The organism is Burkholderia sp. BC1 (genome assembly GCF_052683555.1).
On sequence record NZ_JBQYLP010000046.1, the window covers coordinates 13,300 to 28,827 of the forward strand.

Consider the following 15,528-nt stretch of genomic DNA (forward strand, 5'->3'; position numbering starts at 1 on the left):
CCCGCGCCGCATGCTCGACGAAGGCGGGCGTGCGACGCCACGCGCCCGCACGCTGCCGCACCCGATGCACGCGCATCGGCGTGCATGCGCCCATTCGTCAGTCCAGGCCTCGGCAGGCATCGCGTTATCGTGCGCCGAAGCCGTCGCGTTCGCAACTGTCATCTGACGCGCAGACGCGACTGTGGTTTTCTATGTAAAAGAATGCAAGAGGCCATCGCGTAAACCGGCAACTCTTTCTAGGATAGATACACCGCGCACATACGCCGAGCCGGTTGCTGTCGGCGCGGGGGAGCTGCAGTACGTATGGGCGAAGGCGGTGAAGCGCGGTGGCGGCCGTTGTGCGTTCGGGCAGACACGGCCGATTGCGATTGCCCGATGCGGGTTCGTCCGTTATCACGGAGGTCAGCATGTTGAACTGGATCAGCCGTTGGGCTATGCGACACGCCCCCACGCCGGAAAAAACCGCTGCGTCGATGCTCGTGACGGCGCGCATGGAACTGTTCGCAGCCGAACAGCGCGTGATCGACGCGAAGCTGCAGGCGGACTACTGGCGCACGCGTGTGTCCTTTCTCGAGGAAGTACAAAAGCAGGGCATCGATCCCTGGGTCACCTCGCAGTCGGCGATGCAAAAGCCCGAGCTCGATTCGACTCCCCGAAGCACGGGCCCGCGTCTCGCCGCCAGCACCTGATGTTCGTGCTGGCCGCACCCCGCGTGCAATCGCGCGCGGCACGCACCGGCGTGCCGCGTCCTTCGACACGCACCTGCGACGCGACACGCCGCAGGTGCGCGCATTGTCCTGCGCGGCCTGGCCGCGTCTCGCGCGCGTGAGCGCGCGCCTGCCGCATTCCCGTTCATTCTCGCGCTTCACGCGTTCGCCATCGGCCGACGAGCAGGCGCCGCGTCAGCGCTAGCGCGCGCCGAAGCCGATCGCCGCCCGGCACGTACGCGGTCGTGATCGACGCTTCGGCCGGCCGATCGTCGTCGGCGCTGAGCCAGATGCGCTCGCCGCGCGCCACGCGCAGCACGTCGCCGGGCTGCACCCAGTAATCGTCGACGCTCGGTGGCCGCGTGATCCACAGTGGTGCGCCGTGCGCGCGCACCTCCGCATCGCGCGGCGCGCGCCAGCTCAGCGTCGTACGCGGCGCCACGGCGAAACGAATCACGACCGTCGGTAATGCGATCGCGTCCGGGCGACGGCGATCGGGACGAACAAACAGCGAGCTTGCCTGGTCCATCGTCTTCTCCATTCGTTGAGCCGGACGGATGACGTGCACCACAACAAAAAGGCCTCATCCGTTTCCGGCGAGGCCTTGCGTGACATGCGGTTACTGCCTGAATGCTAACGCGCAAGCGCCTCCCGTGACGCACCCATATGATGGGCGTTCACCGGGCAATTAATCGCGATGGCGATGAGCTTGAACGTAGGCATGCGAACGAGTGTGTCGCGCTCGCGCGGCGTTGTCAACGACTATTTTGAGATGACGTGACGCGCGTCGTGCGTTATGCGTCGCGTTGCGCGAGCGCGTTGACGAGCAGTTCGGAGAGCAGGCCCGTCATCCCGTTCGGATGCGTCGCGGCGCGTGCCTTCAGCTGTTCGACGAGTTCGGCGTTCAGCTTGCAGGCGAACGGCACGAGGCCGAGTTCCTGATCGAGCTTGCGCTGCGCGCGGCGATCGAGCTTGGCCGCTTCCTCGGCGCCCTTGCCGAAGCGCGCGGAGCTCGACTGCTTCATCGCATGCGTGAGCTTCAGCGCCTTGTTCTTTTCGAGATCGGTTTTCTTCATGGCCATCGCGGCACCTCCGGGAAATGAAGCCGCGATTGTACGCATTTCGGCGGGGGCCGCCGCGGCGCGCCGTCTCAGCCGCGCGTGGGCGCTTGCCAGTTGCCGCCATGCGCGGCTGCCTGCGCGGCAGGCGAGCGCGCCAGATACTCGAGCGCCTGTTCGGTCGAGCCTTCGGCGTGCGGCGTATAGCCGGGCCGGAAATAGCGCAGCGCCGCGCCGATCACTTTCCAGAACGACGGCAAGTGGCCGCGCCGCGAACCTTGCCACCACGACAGCACGAAGCCCGGATAGCGGCCCGCGTCGGGGTCGCGTCGATACATGAATTTCGCGCCCGTCGTGATGTAGTAGAGCAGCAGCACGATCACGAACGCCATGTGCATGCAGCGCTCCGGATACGAGCCGCCCATGTGCCGGTAGATGTCGAACGCCACGGTGCGGTGCTCGACTTCCTCCGCGCCGTGCCAGCGCAGCAGATCGACCATCGTCGGGTCGGCCTTGCCTGCGTCGAGGCCGTGCGCATTGAGCACCCAGTTGCCGAGATAGCCGAAGAAATGCTCGAGCGACGCGATCACCGCAAGCTGCTGCCGCAGCCAGAAACGCGTATGGCCGATCTTCAGTCCGAGCGGCTGTTCGCCGAGCACGCGCGTGAACAGCCGGTTGAGCTTCTGCGTGAACGGCTTCGTGTCGATACCGTGCCGCTCGTAGTAGTGCTTCAGCACGCCGCCGTGCGAGCGCGAATGCACGGCTTCCTGGCGCAGGAAGCCTTCGGCTTCGTCGCGCAGACGTGCATCGGTGATCAGCGGCAACGCCTTGTTGTACACGCGGCAGAACCAGAGTTCGCCTTCCGGGAACAACAGGTTCAGCGTGTTGATGATGTGCGTACTGCCGGGGTCGCCCGGCACCCACGTGATCGGCGTGTTGCTGAAGTCGAACTTCACGTGCCGGGCTTTGATCTTGTGATAGTCGGCGGTATCGGTCATCGGTGTCTCCCTGTTCGGCGTGCGGCGCCGTCAATGCGATGCCATGCTGACGCGGGCGATCATGCGTCCGAGCCACGGCATGAAGCGGCCGACGAAGCGCAGCGCGTGCGCTTCGCCGCCGACCGCGACGACGGGGCGATTGCGCAGGACGCCGTCGACCATCGCCTGCGCGACGGTTTCGGGCTTCAGGCCGCGCATCTGGTAGAGCTTCGTCGCGCGCTTGCGCAGGCGTGCTTCGTCTTGCGCGTTGGCGCCCGCGTATTGCGTCGACGCCATGATGCCGGTCTCCGCAAAACCCGGGCACACGGCCGTCACGCCGATGCCTTGCTCCGCGAGTTCGGCACGCATGCATTCGCTGAGCATCAGTACGGCGGCTTTCGTCGTCGCATACGCGGGCAGGTCGCGCGACGGACCGAACGCGGCGGCCGACGCGGTGTTGACGATGTGGCCGCCGGTGCCGCGCGCGGCCATCTGCTGCGCGAACAGCCGCGAGCCGTGGATCACGCCCCACAGGTTCACGTGCAGGATGCGCTGCCAGTGCTGCGTGCTCGTATCGAGGATGCCGCCGGCCATGCCGATGCCCGCGTTGTTGATCACGACGTCGGCGCCGCCGAGTGCGCTGCCGACCCACGCCGCGAGTGCTTCCATCTCGTCGGCCGAGCCGACGTCGACGCGCTTCGCATGCGCCTGCGCGCCGATCAGTCCGATCAGCAGCGCGGTGCGTTCGGCACTCGCGAGATCGATATCCACGACGACGACGGTCGCGCCTTCGCGCGCGAACGCGAGCGCTGCGCAGCGGCCAATGCCGCTGCCGGCGCCGGTGACGACCGCGACCTTGCCGCTGAAGCGGCCGCTCGTCGCGCGGCGGCGCGCGTTCGCGAGCGCGGGCGGCTCGTCGCCCGATTCGACCGCGTCGATCAGTTGTTCGGCGAGACCGGCAAAGCGCGCGGGATCGGCGAGCGGCAGCCAGTGGCCGGCCGCGACTTCGCGCCGGTAGTACTGCGGCACCCAGCGCGACAGATGCTCGGACAGCGCGGGGCTCACGTATTTGTCGCCGAGCGGCACGACCGCCTGCACCGGCGCATGCGCGTAGCGTTGGCGCGGCGTGAACAGGCAGCGGATGAAGTTCGCGCGATAGAGGCGCACGCCGCGTGCGCCGTCGTCGGCCTGCGTCGCGCGCGGCGCGACGGGCGTCTTCTCGATCCGGCGCAGCAGGCGCGGCCATGCGCGACCGAGCCAGAGCCGCCAGCCGAGTTCGGGAATGAGCGGCAGGTGAAACAGATAGATGTACCACGAGCGTACGAGCTGGCCGCCGAGCTTGCCGAGCGATGCGGGCGTCGGATGCAGCAGGCGCTCGCGCAGCCAGAAGCCGACGTGATCGAAGCACGGCCCCGAGCACGACGTGTACGACGCGATGCGGCCGGCGAGCCGCGGCTCGGTGACGAATTCCCATCCCTGAGTCGAGCCCCAGTCGTGCGCGACAAGATGCACGGCGCGGCCGGGGCAGAGCGCGTCGATCACCGCGACGAAATCGTCGGTCAGCTTCGCGAGCCGGTAGTCGGCCGTGCGCTTCGGCGCGCTCGAGAGGCCGGCGCCGCGCACGTCGTAGGCGATCACGTAATGCTTGAGCGCAAGCAGCGGCGCGACCTGCCGCCAGACGCTGCTGTCGTCGGGGTAGCCGTGCACGAGCACGACCGGCGAGCGCGCCGGATCACCCCAGGTCCTGACCGCGAGCGTCAGGTCGCCGGAGGCGACGGCGGTTTCGTTGTGAAGCGATTCGAACAGGGCCAGCGGCGCTTCGTCGGCAAGAGGCTGCATCGTGAGTCCGTCGTCGGGAAATCGATCGGGGGCGCGGCGCGTGTCAGGCCGCGGCCGACACGGTCGCGATGGCCTGCGCGCGTTCGGCCAGCCGGCGCTGCCAGCGGCGCACGTGCGGCAGATCGTCGTCGAGCCAGTACGCGTCCTCTTCGGTGATCACGAGCAGTTCCTCGAATTTCGCGCCGACGCCCGCGAAGCCGAGATGCGGCTCGACGGCCCACAGGCCCGGCACGGGCGCATGCTCGGAGCGGCGATCGATCGACCACAGCGGCGACCAGCCTTGCTGCTTCGCCGCGCGGCCCTGGTCGATCAACAGATTGCGCGTCGCGTTCAGTCCGAAGCGCGCGACAAAGCGCGGCTTCGACAGCTTGTGGATCTTCGCGACGCGATGCGCGAGCACTTTGAACGGATACGCCTTGTGGCGCGGCTCGACGCCCTGGCGGCGGCACAGCGCGTCGACTTCCTGCGCGACTTCGGCCATCGAACGCCGCGCCTTCACGAGCCGCACGATCATGTCGCGATGGTCCATCAGGTCGTCCTGCAGCTGCTCGAGGATCGGGTTCTTGCCGAGGCAGTGCGCGTAGCCGACGTCGGCGACGATGCCGTCGAGCACGGGCGCGACGTCGAGGATCACCGGCATGTCGGTTTCGAGCTGCCGGTTGCTCGGGAAGAACGCGAAATTGAAGCCGCCCATGTGTTTGAGACCGGAGAAACCTTCGAACGCAGTGCGGTCGCCGAACCACGCGAACGGCTTGTGCAGCCAGTCGTGCACGCCGTGGTCCTGCAGCCATTCGGTCAGCAGGCGCGCCGCTTCCTTCTCGGTGATGCCGGGATAGAGCATGCCGCCGACCGTTTCGACGCAGCGATACGCAAGCTGCTGGACGGCGCGGAATTGCGGCAGCTCGTCGAGATGGACCTCCGGCAGCGGATGAGCGGACATGGGTGTCTCCAGGGAATGCGGATCCGGAATACGGACTGGTGGCGTGCGTCGCTGCCGGTTATTCAGTCAGCATTTAATGTGCCATTGTTTGATGTAATCATCATAGGCGGTTCCGTGCGGCGCGCCAGTCCCGCGGGGTGAGGATTTGTCCTAATGGAGGCGGGAAATGGAGGGAAGGCTCTAGAGGCGAGGGCGGCGGGACGCTGGCCGACCGGGTGAAGCGCACGTTCAGCCGATGACGCTTGCTAACGGTCGACCCGATTCCATTCTCGTTTCCGTGGCGGTCGTCGGACAACGTGTCGAGATCGACGTGTTCGACGACGGACACATGGAGGTGTCCCGATTCGTGGGTAACGAGGACATTGAAGGCGGAGTCGAATTGATCGACTCCATCGTGGCGTCAGGGAGGTAGCGCTGCGAGACGGACACGGACGCGGACAAAACGGCCGGGAATAAAAAAAGGACGCTTGCGCGTCCTTTTGCCGTCTGAGGTGTTGCGCATCGTCGAGAGGCGTCCCCAGCGTTGTCATCGAAGATGCTAACGAACTTTCGTCGGGATGTCAAAGTGCATCGTATTGCATTCCCCATCGGGTCGGGCCGGCGCCTGTTGCCATGCCGGCGTCAAATGCCAATCGGTCGTGAAACCGAGATGCGTCGATGGGGCCACGTGCTCGCAACCCGCCAAAACAGTTCGCAACGTTTCGCGCCATTCGTCTCCGTGGCCGAGCGGATCGAGCAAGGCCTTGACCATCGTCGCGCGCGCGTAAAACGTCTCCGGCCGTGTCATTTCCGCTGCATACCGGGCGAGATTGCGCGCGGCCGGCTTCGCCGGAGGCGATACCGTCAGTTTCATTCCCCAGAGCCGGGCGTGATGCGCACATGCGTTGCGCAGGTCCGTGAGCGATTGCAGCCAGCTGGTGAGCACCGTGTCCGGGATGTCGGGCCACATGTGGCGCCCGGCGGTCTTGCGGTCACGTATCGACAGCGCATTGAAGAGCCGCGACAACGCGCCCAGGCTGAGCCGCTCGCAGACTAGCCAGATCGGCGGCAAGTCGGGTCTGGCGTAGGTCCGGTAGTAATGAGCGAGCGCCGCTGCTTTCCGGGTTTCGCATTCGCTCGCAATCTGGTCCAGTACGCGCGCATACTGGCGCAGGTCGACGAAGCGCTCCCTCTCGATATACCAGTGGCTGCCGTAGTCGATCGCGAGAGGATTGCTGAGGGCGGCACGCAGCGCAACCTCGATGCGTTCGACCGCGTCCATTGTGATCGAGCGCAGGCGCCGATCGAATGCGTACAGCTCAGCGATGTCGGAGAAGCGCGTTCTGGGCCAGAACTGCTTCGTAGCGGGGTTCTGAAACCGACGCATGTAGACCAGCAGCCGGAAATGGCCGATCGACCGGAGTACGCGCAAATTCGTGGGGCGATCGTCGATGCGCAGGCCGCGTTGCCACAGGCGATGCAGTGTTTTCTCGGCGCTGAGCGCCACTTTGCCGTACGTTCTGGTTGGCGTCGCCGGTGCTGTCTTCCTGATTCGATTCTTGCCCATCGTCGATCCGTACCGCCATGCATGGATCTCGATATATACGTCCAACTCGCTGCCAGCGGCACCTTTCATACCGTTCGGCCGATGCGGCACGGCCGCCCGCGTCGGCCAATACTTACGGTCACGCTCCGAACCCGCGTTACTCCTCCCGCCTCCCTCCCCACCGCTCGAGCAACACCCCCAGCAGATCGACCGGCAACGGAAACACGATCGTCGAATTCTTGTCTGCCGCGATCGTCGTCAGCGTCTGCAGATAGCGCAGCTGCATCGCCTGCGGCTGCTGCGCGAGCCGTTGCGCGGCCTGCAGCAGCTTCTCCGACGCCTGCAGTTCGCCTTCCGCATGAATCACCTTCGCGCGCCGTTCGCGCTCGGCCTCGGCCTGCCGCGCGATCGCGCGCACCATCGTCTCGTTCAGGTCGACGTGCTTGATCTCGACCGTCGATACCTTAATGCCCCACGCATCGGTCTGCGCGTCGAGCGTCTTCTGGATGTCGGCGTTCAGCTGTTCGCGCTCCGCCAGCAGCGCATCGAGTTCGTGCTTGCCGAGCACCGCGCGTAGCGTCGTCTGCGCGAGCTGGCTCGTCGCCTCGAAAAAGCGCGCGACCTGGATCACGGCCTTTTCCGGATCGACGACGCGGAAATACACGACCGCGTTCACCTTCACCGACACGTTGTCGCGCGTGATCACGTCCTGCGCCGGCACGTCGAACACGACCGTGCGCAGATCGATCCGCACGACCTGCTGGACGATCGGAATGATCAGCACGAGCCCCGGTCCCTTGACCTTCCAGAACCGGCCGAGCATGAACACGACGCCGCGCTCGTACTCGCGAAAGATGCGGATCGACGACGCGATCAGCACCGCGACGAACACGATCAAAACGCTGCCGAAGCCGAACGTATAACCGATCATCGAGCGTCTCCCTGTGGTGGCGATGCAAGCGGCGCGCGCGGCGCCGGCGCCGCGTCGTACAGCGGCGCGACGGTGAGCGTCAGCCCCTGCCGTCCGGTCACGCGCACGCGGCAGCCGGCCGCGAGCGGCGCGCTGCATGCGACGCGCCAGCGCTCGCCGTGTACGCGCGCCCAGCCGGCCGCCGACGGCGGCGCCGCGCCGTTCGGCTCGTGCGGCTGGTCGGCGTGCAGGCCGTCGTCGAGCACTTCGCCGATGCTGCCGACGATCGCCTCGCCGCCCGTGACGACCGGCCGCCGCCGCGCGCGCAGCGCAACGCTCGACACGAGGGCGACGAGCAGCGCGCCGCCGAGCGCGAGGCTCGCGATGACGGGCCACGGAATGCCGTAGCCGGGCACGTCGGTGTCGATCAGCATCAGCGCGCCGATCACGAACGCGACGATGCCGCCGAAGCCGAGCACGCCGAAGGTCGGCAGAAACGCTTCGGCGACGAGGCAGCCGAGACCGAGCAGCACGAGCGCGAGGCCCGCATAGCTGACGGGCAGCAGCTGCATCGCGAACAGCCCGACCAGCAGGCAGATCGTCCCGGCGACACCCGGCAGCACGAAGCCGGGGTTCGCGAATTCGAAGAACAGCCCGTAGATGCCGATCGTCAGCAGGATCAGCGCGACGTTCGGATCGGCGACGATCGACAGGAAGCGGCTGCGCCAGTCGGGCTCGACGACGACGAGCGGCGCGTGCGCGGTCGCAAGCCGCAGCGTGCCGGCGGCCGTCGTGACGCTGCGGCCGTCGAGCTGCCGCGCGAGATCGGCCGGGTCCTGTGCGATCAGGTCGGCGACGTGCTGCGCGCGCGCTTCGTTCGCCGACAGGCTGACCGCCTCGCGCACCGCGCGCTCCGCCCACTCGGCATTGCGTCCGCGCAGTTGCGCGAGGCCGCGCAGATAGGCGGCCGCGTCCTGCGTCGCCTTGCGGATCTCGGTCGATTGCGTGTCGGCCGGCAGCGCAGTCGGCGTGCCCGATGCCGAAGACGGGCTCGCGCCGCGCGACGTCGGCGCCTGCGGCGGCGCGGCCGGCGTACCGCCGCCGACGCCGAGCTGCACCGGCGACGCCGCGCCGAGATTGGTACCGGGCGCCATCGCCGCGATATGGCTCGCATAGACGATGTAGGTGCCCGCGCTCGCGGCACGCGCGCCGCCCGGCGCGACGAAGGCCGCGACCGCTACCGGCGAGCCGAGGATCGCCTTGATGATCTGCCGCATCGACGTGTCGAGGCCGCCGGGCGTATCGAGCTGCAGGATCGCGAGCGGCGCATGCTCGCGCGCGGCGCGCTTGAGCGAACGGACGACGAAGTCGGCGCTGGCCGGCCCGATCGCGCCGTTGAGCGGAATCACGATCACGGGCGCCGGGCCCGCAGGCGCAAGCGAGGGCGTGGGCGCAGGCGGCGGCGCGGCGACGGCCGCGCATACGACGAGCAGCACCGCGAACAGCGCGGCGCGCGCGACCCGCGCGGACAGCGGGTGACGAGGGCGGCCGCCGCGCGCGGCGTGCGGCGGTCCGTGACGTGGAGCGTGCATCGGGACGTCCGGGCGGCGCGCGGCCGCATGCCGTCCGGTTCGCGGAATGGGCTGGGCCCGACGCTTAAAGATTAGGCGGTTTCCGCGCAGAGCGGGAAGACGGTCGCCGCGCGACTCAGGGCCGCGCGTTGCCCGCCCGCGCGAGCACTTCGTCGCGGTATTCGGCCGGACTGCGCCCGCTCCACTTGCGGAACGCGCGATAGAACGCGCTCGGCTCCGCGAAGCCCGCGGCCGCCGCGACGTCCGCGATCGTGCGCGTCGGATCGGCGAGCGCTTCGAACGCGAGATCGCGCCGCAGCGTGTCCTTGATCGACTGATACGCGTGACCTTCCTGATGCAGCTTGCGCCGCAGCGTCGCTTCGGCGACGTACAGCCGCGCGGCCATTCCCGCCGCGCCGGGCCACGCGGCGGGCGGCATCCCGCGCAGCACGGCGCGCACGCGCGGCGCGAGCGCATTCGGGTTGCGGTACTTGACGATGAAACTGGCCGGCGCGTTGCGCAGGAACGTCTTCAGCGTTTTCGCGTTCTGCACGACCGGCAGCGTCGCGAATTCCGGATCGAAATCCACATACGAATCGGGCTGGTTGAAGCGCATGTCGTCGCAGAACATCGACGGATATTCGTGATCGGCGGGCGGCGTATCGCAGCGGAAGCTCGCGTGCAGCAGCGGGATGCGCCGGCCGATCAGCCAGCAGGTCAGCCCGTACACGATGATGAAATAGGTCGCGTACGTGAACATCGCGGGCGTCGCACCGTTGTTGCGATGCACGAAACGCAGCCGCACGCGCTGCGGGTTCGCGTCGAGTTCCGCGTGCAGATCGTCGAGCACGCAGTGCATGAAGTTCACCGCGCGCGCCATCGCGTGCAGCCCGTCGGCCGCCGACAGCGCGGCCTGGCTCATCGCGACGAAGCTGCCGCTGCGCATCGGGTGGCTGTCCTGCCCGAAGAATTCGTCGTCGAGCGCACGCGCGATCGCGTTCCACAGCGCGCCGTACTGCTGCGCGGACACGCGCGCGCGCGGCTGCTCGAGCAGCGCGGGCGCGATGCCGGCCTGCGCGAGCAGCGGCGCGGCCGCCACGCCGCGGCGCACGGCGAGCGCGACGCTGTACGCGACGAGACCGATCGCGACGGTTCCCTTGTCTTCCTGCTTCATCCCGGTGCCGGTATGGCAAAAACGCTCAGTGTAAATGAGCGGCGCGAGCATCGAACAGATGCGCACGCTTGCCTACACTGATTGCATCGAAACAGAACGACGGCCGCACCCTGCGGCCGCAGGAGACAGCCGCACCATGGATGCGCTTTATACCGAAGACCAGCGGATGATTCGCGATGCCGCGCGCGCTTTTGCCACCGAGGTGCTGGCGCCGAACGCCGCGCAGTGGGATCGCGACGCGCAATTGCCCGACGCGGTCGTCGCGCAGCTCGGCGAACTCGGGCTGCTCGGGATGATCGTGCCGCAGGAGCTCGGCGGCTCGTACACCGATTACGTCGCCTATGCGCTCGCGATGGAGGAGATCGCGGCCGGCGACGCCGCCTGCGCGACGATGATGAGCGTGCACAACTCGGTCGGCTGCGGGCCGATCCTCGGCTTCGGTACGCCCGAGCAGAAGGCGCGCTGGCTCGGCGACATGGCCGCCGGGCGCGTGATCGGCGCATTCTGCCTGACCGAGCCGCAGGCCGGCTCCGAGGCGAACAACCTGCGCACGCGCGCCGAGCTGCGCGACGGCAAATGGGTGCTGAACGGCGCGAAGCAGTTCGTGACGAACGGCCAGCGCGCGGGCGTCGCGATCGTTTTTGCCATGACCGATCCCGATGCCGGCAAGCGCGGCATTTCGGCCTTCCTGGTGCCGACCGACACGCCGGGCTTCATCGTCGGCAAGCCGGAAAAGAAGATGGGGATCCGCGCGTCGGACACGTGTCCGATCACGCTCGAGAACTGCGCGATTCCCGAAGAAAACCTGCTCGGCAACCGCGGCGAAGGGCTGAAGATCGCGCTGTCGAACCTCGAAGGCGGGCGGATCGGCATCGCCGCGCAGGCGCTCGGCATCGCGCGCGCGGCATTCGACAAGGCGCGCCGCTATGCGGGCGAGCGCGTGCAGTTCGGCAAGCCGCTCGCCGAGCATCAGGCGATCCAGCAGAAGCTCGCCGACATGGCCGTGCAGATCAACGCCGCGCGCCTGCTCGTGCACCACGCGGCGAAGCTGCGCACGGCTGGGCTGCCGTGCCTGTCCGAAGCGTCGCAGGCGAAGCTCTACGCGTCGGAAATGGCCGAGCGCGTGTGCTCGGATGCGATCCAGATCCACGGCGGCTACGGTTATCTCGTCGATTACGAAGTCGAGCGTCACTATCGCGACGCGCGCATCACGCAGATTTACGAAGGCACCAGCGAAGTGCAGCGGATGGTGATCGCGCGGCAGCTTTGAGCCGCGCCGGTCGCCGTCACGATGGCCTGAAGAGCACGAGGGAAGCGCGGTGAACGCGGCACGCAACGACGTGACCGTGCGCCGTCCGACAAGCAACCGTCCGGTGCGCGGCCGTGCGCCGGACGGTCGCGCGATGCATGGAGACATGCCCGGCATGGGACAGGAGACGACACGATGACGGTACAGGCATTCCTGGACGCACGCGATTTTCTGCTGCGCCACCGCACCGACTACGAAACCGCCTATCGCGATTTCGCATGGCCGGTGCTCGACACGTTCAACTGGGCGCTCGACTACTTCGATCCGATGGCGCGCGGCAACGACCGGCCCGCGCTCTGGATCGTCGACGGCGCGACCGGCACCGGCGAGCCGTATTCGTTCGCGCAGATGTCCGAGCGCTCGTCGCGGATCGCGAACTGGCTGCGCGGCATCGGCGTCGGGCGCGGCGACCGGATCCTGCTGATGCTGCCGAACCGCGTCGAGCTCTGGGACGCGATGCTCGCCGCGATGAAGCTCGGCGCGATCGTGCTGCCCGCGACGACGCAGCTGTCGGCCGACGACGTGCGCGACCGCGTGCAGATCGGCGGCGCGAAATACGCGATCGTCGACGAGAACGAAACCGCGAAGTTCGAGCAGCCGGGGCTCGGCCTCGCGCAGCGGATCGTCGCGGGCGCGCCGCGCGACGGCTGGCTCGCGATGAACGACGGCTACGCGGCGAGCGCCGCCTTGGAGCCCGACGCCGTCACGCATGCGAACGATCCGATGCTGCTGTATTTCACGTCGGGCACGACGTCGAAGCCGAAGCTCGTCGAGCATACGCACCGTACCTATCCGGTCGGTCATCTGTCGACGATGTACTGGATCGGGCTGCAGCCGGGCGACATCCACTGGAACATCAGCTCGCCCGGTTGGGCCAAGCACGCGTGGAGCTGCTTCTACGCGCCGTGGAACGCGCAGGCCTGCGTGTTCGCGTTCAACTATGCGCGCTTCGAGGCGAAGGCCGTGCTCGATGCGCTCGTCAAGTACCGCGTGACGACGCTGTGTGCGCCGCCGACGGTATGGCGGATGCTCGTGCAGCAGCCGCTCGCGTCGTTCGACGTGGCGCTGCGCGAGATCGTCGGCGCGGGCGAGCCGCTGAATCCGGAAATCATCGAGCGCGTGAAGAAGGCGTGGGGCATCACGATCCGCGACGGCTACGGCCAGACCGAGACGACCTGCCTGATCGGCAACTCGCCGGGCCAGCCGGTCGTCGCCGGCTCGATGGGCCGGCCGCTGCCCGGCTATCGGATCGCGCTGCTCGATCCCGACGGCGCACCGGTGAGCGAGGGCGAGGTCGCGCTGCCGCTCGACGCGGACGGCGCGCGCCCGGTCGGGCTGATGACCAGCTATGCGAACAATCGCGACGCGACCGCGCACGCGATGCGCGACGGTCACTACCGCACGTCGGACATCGCGATGCGCCGCGACGACGGCTACTACGTCTATATCGGCCGCGCGGACGACGTGTTCAAGTCGTCCGACTACCGGCTGAGCCCGTTCGAGCTCGAAAGCGTGCTGATCGAGCATCCGGCGATCGCCGAAGCGGCCGTCGTGCCGAGCCCGGACCCGGTGCGGCTCTCGGTGCCGAAGACGTACATCACGCTGCGGCAGGGCTACGAGGAAAGCGCGGCGCTCGCGCTCGAGATTTTCCGGTTCTCGCGCGACAAGCTCGCGCCGTACAAGCGCATCCGCCGGCTGCAGTTCGCCGAACTGCCGAAGACGATCTCCGGGAAGATTCGCCGCGTCGAGCTGCGCCGCCGCGAGATCGAGCGCGGCGACGACGCGACCGCGCGCATGCCCGGCGAATACTGGGAAGAGGATTTTTCCGCCGAACTGAAATGACCGTGCCGCGCGCTGTGCGCCGCGTGCGCGCAGCGCGGCCGGCCTGAACCTGCCGTCCGCGCACGTCGCGCGGCGGCGCGCTGAAGGAGAGAGGATCGATGAACGCGAATCCGACGCCCCGTACGGGGCAAGACGTGCCGACGGTCAAGCTGCTGATCGACGGCGCTTTCGTCGAGTCCGCCACGAACGAGTGGCGCGACATCGTCAACCCGGCCACGCAGCAGGTGCTCGCGCGCGTGCCGTTCGCGACCGTCGCCGAAGTCGACGCGGCCGTGCAGGCCGCGCATGCCGCCTATGCGACGTGGAAGAACACGCCGATCGCCGCGCGCATGCGGATCATGCTGAAGTTCCAGGACCTCGTGCGCGCGAACCAGCAGCGCATCGCGAAGACGCTGACCGCCGAGCAGGGCAAGACGCTGCCCGATGCGGAAGGCGACATCTTCCGCGGGCTCGAAGTCGTCGAGCACGCGTGCTCGATCGGCACGCTGCAGCTCGGCGAATTCGCGGAGAACGTCGCCGGCGGCGTCGATACGTACACGCTGCGCCAGCCGCTCGGCGTCTGCGCGGGCATCACGCCGTTCAACTTCCCCGCGATGATTCCGCTCTGGATGTTCCCGATGGCGATCGTCTGCGGCAATACGTTCGTGCTGAAGCCGTCGGAACAGGACCCGATGACGACGATGGAACTCGTCGAGCTCGCACTCGAGGCCGGCATTCCGAAGGGCGTGCTGAACGTCGTGCATGGCGGCAAGGAGGTCGTCGACGCGATCTGCTCGCATCCGCTCGTGAAGGCGATCTCGTTCGTCGGCTCGACCGCGGTCGGCACGCACGTCTACCAGCTCGGCAGCCAGCACGGCAAGCGTGTGCAATCGATGATGGGCGCGAAGAACCACGCGGTCGTGCTGCCCGACGCGAACCGCGAACAGGCGGTCAATGCGCTCGTCGGCGCGGCATTCGGCGCGGCCGGGCAGCGCTGCATGGCGACGTCGGTCGCGGTGCTCGTCGGCGCCGCGCGCGACTGGCTGCCCGACATCGTCGAGAAGGCGAAGGCGCTGAAGGTCAACGCAGGCCATGAGCCCGGCACCGACGTCGGCCCTGTGGTCTCGCGCGGCGCGAAGGCGCGCATCCTGTCGCTGATCGAGGCGGGCGTGAAGGAGGGCGCGAAGCTCGTGCTCGACGGCCGCGACGTGAAGGTGCCCGGCTACGAGAACGGCAACTTCATCGGGCCGACGATCTTCTCGGGCGTGACGCCCGACATGTCGATCTATACGCACGAAATCTTCGGGCCCGTGCTCGTCGTGATGGAGGCCGACACGCTCGACGACGCGATCGCGCTCGTCAACGCGAACCCGTTCGGCAACGGCGTCGGGTTGTTCACGCAGAGCGGTGCGGCCGCACGCAAGTTCCAGAGCGAGATCGACATCGGGCAGGTCGGCATCAACATTCCGATTCCGGTGCCGGTGCCGTTCTTCAGCTTCACCGGTTCGCGCGGCTCGAAGCTCGGCGATCTCGGCCCGTACGGCAAACAGGTCGTGCAGTTCTACACGCAGACGAAGACCGTCACCGCGCGCTGGTTCGACGACGACACGACGGCCGGCCCCGTCAACACGACGATCCGGCTGCATTGAGCGCGCACACGCGACGAAACGATAGGCGGGCGCCGTTGCGCGAGCGGC

At 67.8% G+C, this 15,528-nt stretch carries 13 protein-coding genes; 4 read left to right on the plus strand and 9 right to left on the minus strand.

Annotated elements, in window-relative coordinates; translation table 11 throughout:
* Positions 1-407: 407 nt before the first annotated feature.
* Positions 408-689, plus strand: coding sequence for a hypothetical protein (locus ACSHSS_RS20800; RefSeq protein WP_006406109.1), 282 nt, complete (start codon positions 408-410; stop codon positions 687-689).
* 163 nt (positions 690-852) lie between these two features.
* On the opposite strand, the gene ACSHSS_RS20805 is transcribed toward ACSHSS_RS20800, so the two are convergent.
* The 9 genes from ACSHSS_RS20805 to ACSHSS_RS20845 all read right to left on the minus strand — a co-directional run bounded on the left by ACSHSS_RS20805 (position 853) and on the right by ACSHSS_RS20845 (position 10,701).
* Positions 853-1,248 (minus strand): DUF2917 domain-containing protein, encoded by a 396-nt coding sequence (locus tag ACSHSS_RS20805; RefSeq protein ID WP_006396465.1) that lies wholly within the window; start codon positions 1,246-1,248, stop codon positions 853-855.
* A gap of 253 nt (positions 1,249-1,501) precedes the next feature.
* Positions 1,502-1,789, minus strand: coding sequence for a hypothetical protein (locus ACSHSS_RS20810; RefSeq protein ID WP_006396466.1), 288 nt, complete (start codon positions 1,787-1,789; stop codon positions 1,502-1,504).
* Between the two features lie 68 nt (positions 1,790-1,857).
* A complete protein-coding gene (locus ACSHSS_RS20815; protein ID WP_105854115.1) occupies positions 1,858-2,763 on the minus strand; it encodes a metal-dependent hydrolase in 906 nt (301 codons plus the stop codon).
* 30 nt (positions 2,764-2,793) lie between these two features.
* On the minus strand, positions 2,794-4,581 hold the full coding sequence (locus ACSHSS_RS20820) for an SDR family oxidoreductase (protein WP_105854116.1): 1,788 nt from the start codon (positions 4,579-4,581) through the stop codon (positions 2,794-2,796).
* 43 nt (positions 4,582-4,624) lie between these two features.
* The gene (locus ACSHSS_RS20825) at positions 4,625-5,521 is read right to left on the minus strand and encodes a M24 family metallopeptidase (protein WP_175794979.1); all 897 of its coding nucleotides are present in this window, start codon (positions 5,519-5,521) and stop codon (positions 4,625-4,627) included.
* A gap of 538 nt (positions 5,522-6,059) precedes the next feature.
* On the minus strand, positions 6,060-7,157 hold the full coding sequence (locus ACSHSS_RS20830) for an Abi family protein (protein WP_175794977.1): 1,098 nt from the start codon (positions 7,155-7,157) through the stop codon (positions 6,060-6,062).
* A gap of 46 nt (positions 7,158-7,203) precedes the next feature.
* Entirely contained in the window at positions 7,204-7,977 is a 774-nt protein-coding gene (locus ACSHSS_RS20835; RefSeq protein WP_006396471.1) for a slipin family protein, read from the minus strand.
* The gene (locus ACSHSS_RS20840; protein ID WP_175794975.1) at positions 7,974-9,548 is read right to left on the minus strand and encodes an NfeD family protein; all 1,575 of its coding nucleotides are present in this window, start codon (positions 9,546-9,548) and stop codon (positions 7,974-7,976) included. Before ACSHSS_RS20840 ends, ACSHSS_RS20835 begins: the two co-directional genes overlap by 4 nt.
* A 115-nt stretch (positions 9,549-9,663) precedes the next feature.
* On the minus strand, positions 9,664-10,701 hold the full coding sequence (locus ACSHSS_RS20845) for an AraC family transcriptional regulator (protein ID WP_035956131.1): 1,038 nt from the start codon (positions 10,699-10,701) through the stop codon (positions 9,664-9,666).
* Between the two features lie 136 nt (positions 10,702-10,837).
* Between ACSHSS_RS20845 and ACSHSS_RS20850 the strand changes: the two genes are divergently transcribed.
* From ACSHSS_RS20850 to ACSHSS_RS20860, 3 genes are all read left to right on the plus strand, one after another.
* Positions 10,838-11,971, plus strand: a complete 1,134-nt coding sequence (locus tag ACSHSS_RS20850) for an acyl-CoA dehydrogenase family protein (protein ID WP_006410592.1) — start codon at positions 10,838-10,840, stop codon at positions 11,969-11,971.
* 174 nt (positions 11,972-12,145) lie between these two features.
* The gene (locus ACSHSS_RS20855; protein WP_006412497.1) at positions 12,146-13,852 is read left to right on the plus strand and encodes an AMP-binding protein; all 1,707 of its coding nucleotides are present in this window, start codon (positions 12,146-12,148) and stop codon (positions 13,850-13,852) included.
* Between the two features lie 98 nt (positions 13,853-13,950).
* Positions 13,951-15,480: a CoA-acylating methylmalonate-semialdehyde dehydrogenase gene (locus ACSHSS_RS20860; RefSeq protein WP_006412453.1), complete on the plus strand. Its 1,530-nt coding sequence runs from the start codon at positions 13,951-13,953 to the stop codon at positions 15,478-15,480.
* The last annotated feature ends 48 nt before the right edge of the window (positions 15,481-15,528 follow it).

What these genes read in the sequence shown, in the direction of transcription:
- ACSHSS_RS20835 (WP_006396471.1), bottom strand. Translation starts at nt 7,977, where the DNA reads ATGATCGGTTATACGTTCGGCTTCGGCAGCGTTTTGATCGTGTTCGTC.
- ACSHSS_RS20860 (WP_006412453.1), top strand. Translation starts at nt 13,951, where the DNA reads ATGAACGCGAATCCGACGCCCCGTACGGGGCAAGACGTGCCGACGGTC.
- ACSHSS_RS20805 (WP_006396465.1), bottom strand. Translation starts at nt 1,248, where the DNA reads ATGGAGAAGACGATGGACCAGGCAAGCTCGCTGTTTGTTCGTCCCGAT.
- ACSHSS_RS20810 (WP_006396466.1), bottom strand. Translation starts at nt 1,789, where the DNA reads ATGGCCATGAAGAAAACCGATCTCGAAAAGAACAAGGCGCTGAAGCTC.
- ACSHSS_RS20800 (WP_006406109.1), top strand. Translation starts at nt 408, where the DNA reads ATGTTGAACTGGATCAGCCGTTGGGCTATGCGACACGCCCCCACGCCG.
- ACSHSS_RS20850 (WP_006410592.1), top strand. Translation starts at nt 10,838, where the DNA reads ATGGATGCGCTTTATACCGAAGACCAGCGGATGATTCGCGATGCCGCG.
- ACSHSS_RS20840 (WP_175794975.1), bottom strand. Translation starts at nt 9,548, where the DNA reads ATGCACGCTCCACGTCACGGACCGCCGCACGCCGCGCGCGGCGGCCGC.
- ACSHSS_RS20855 (WP_006412497.1), top strand. Translation starts at nt 12,146, where the DNA reads ATGACGGTACAGGCATTCCTGGACGCACGCGATTTTCTGCTGCGCCAC.
- ACSHSS_RS20815 (WP_105854115.1), bottom strand. Translation starts at nt 2,763, where the DNA reads ATGACCGATACCGCCGACTATCACAAGATCAAAGCCCGGCACGTGAAG.
- ACSHSS_RS20845 (WP_035956131.1), bottom strand. Translation starts at nt 10,701, where the DNA reads ATGAAGCAGGAAGACAAGGGAACCGTCGCGATCGGTCTCGTCGCGTAC.
- ACSHSS_RS20820 (WP_105854116.1), bottom strand. Translation starts at nt 4,581, where the DNA reads ATGCAGCCTCTTGCCGACGAAGCGCCGCTGGCCCTGTTCGAATCGCTT.
- ACSHSS_RS20825 (WP_175794979.1), bottom strand. Translation starts at nt 5,521, where the DNA reads ATGTCCGCTCATCCGCTGCCGGAGGTCCATCTCGACGAGCTGCCGCAA.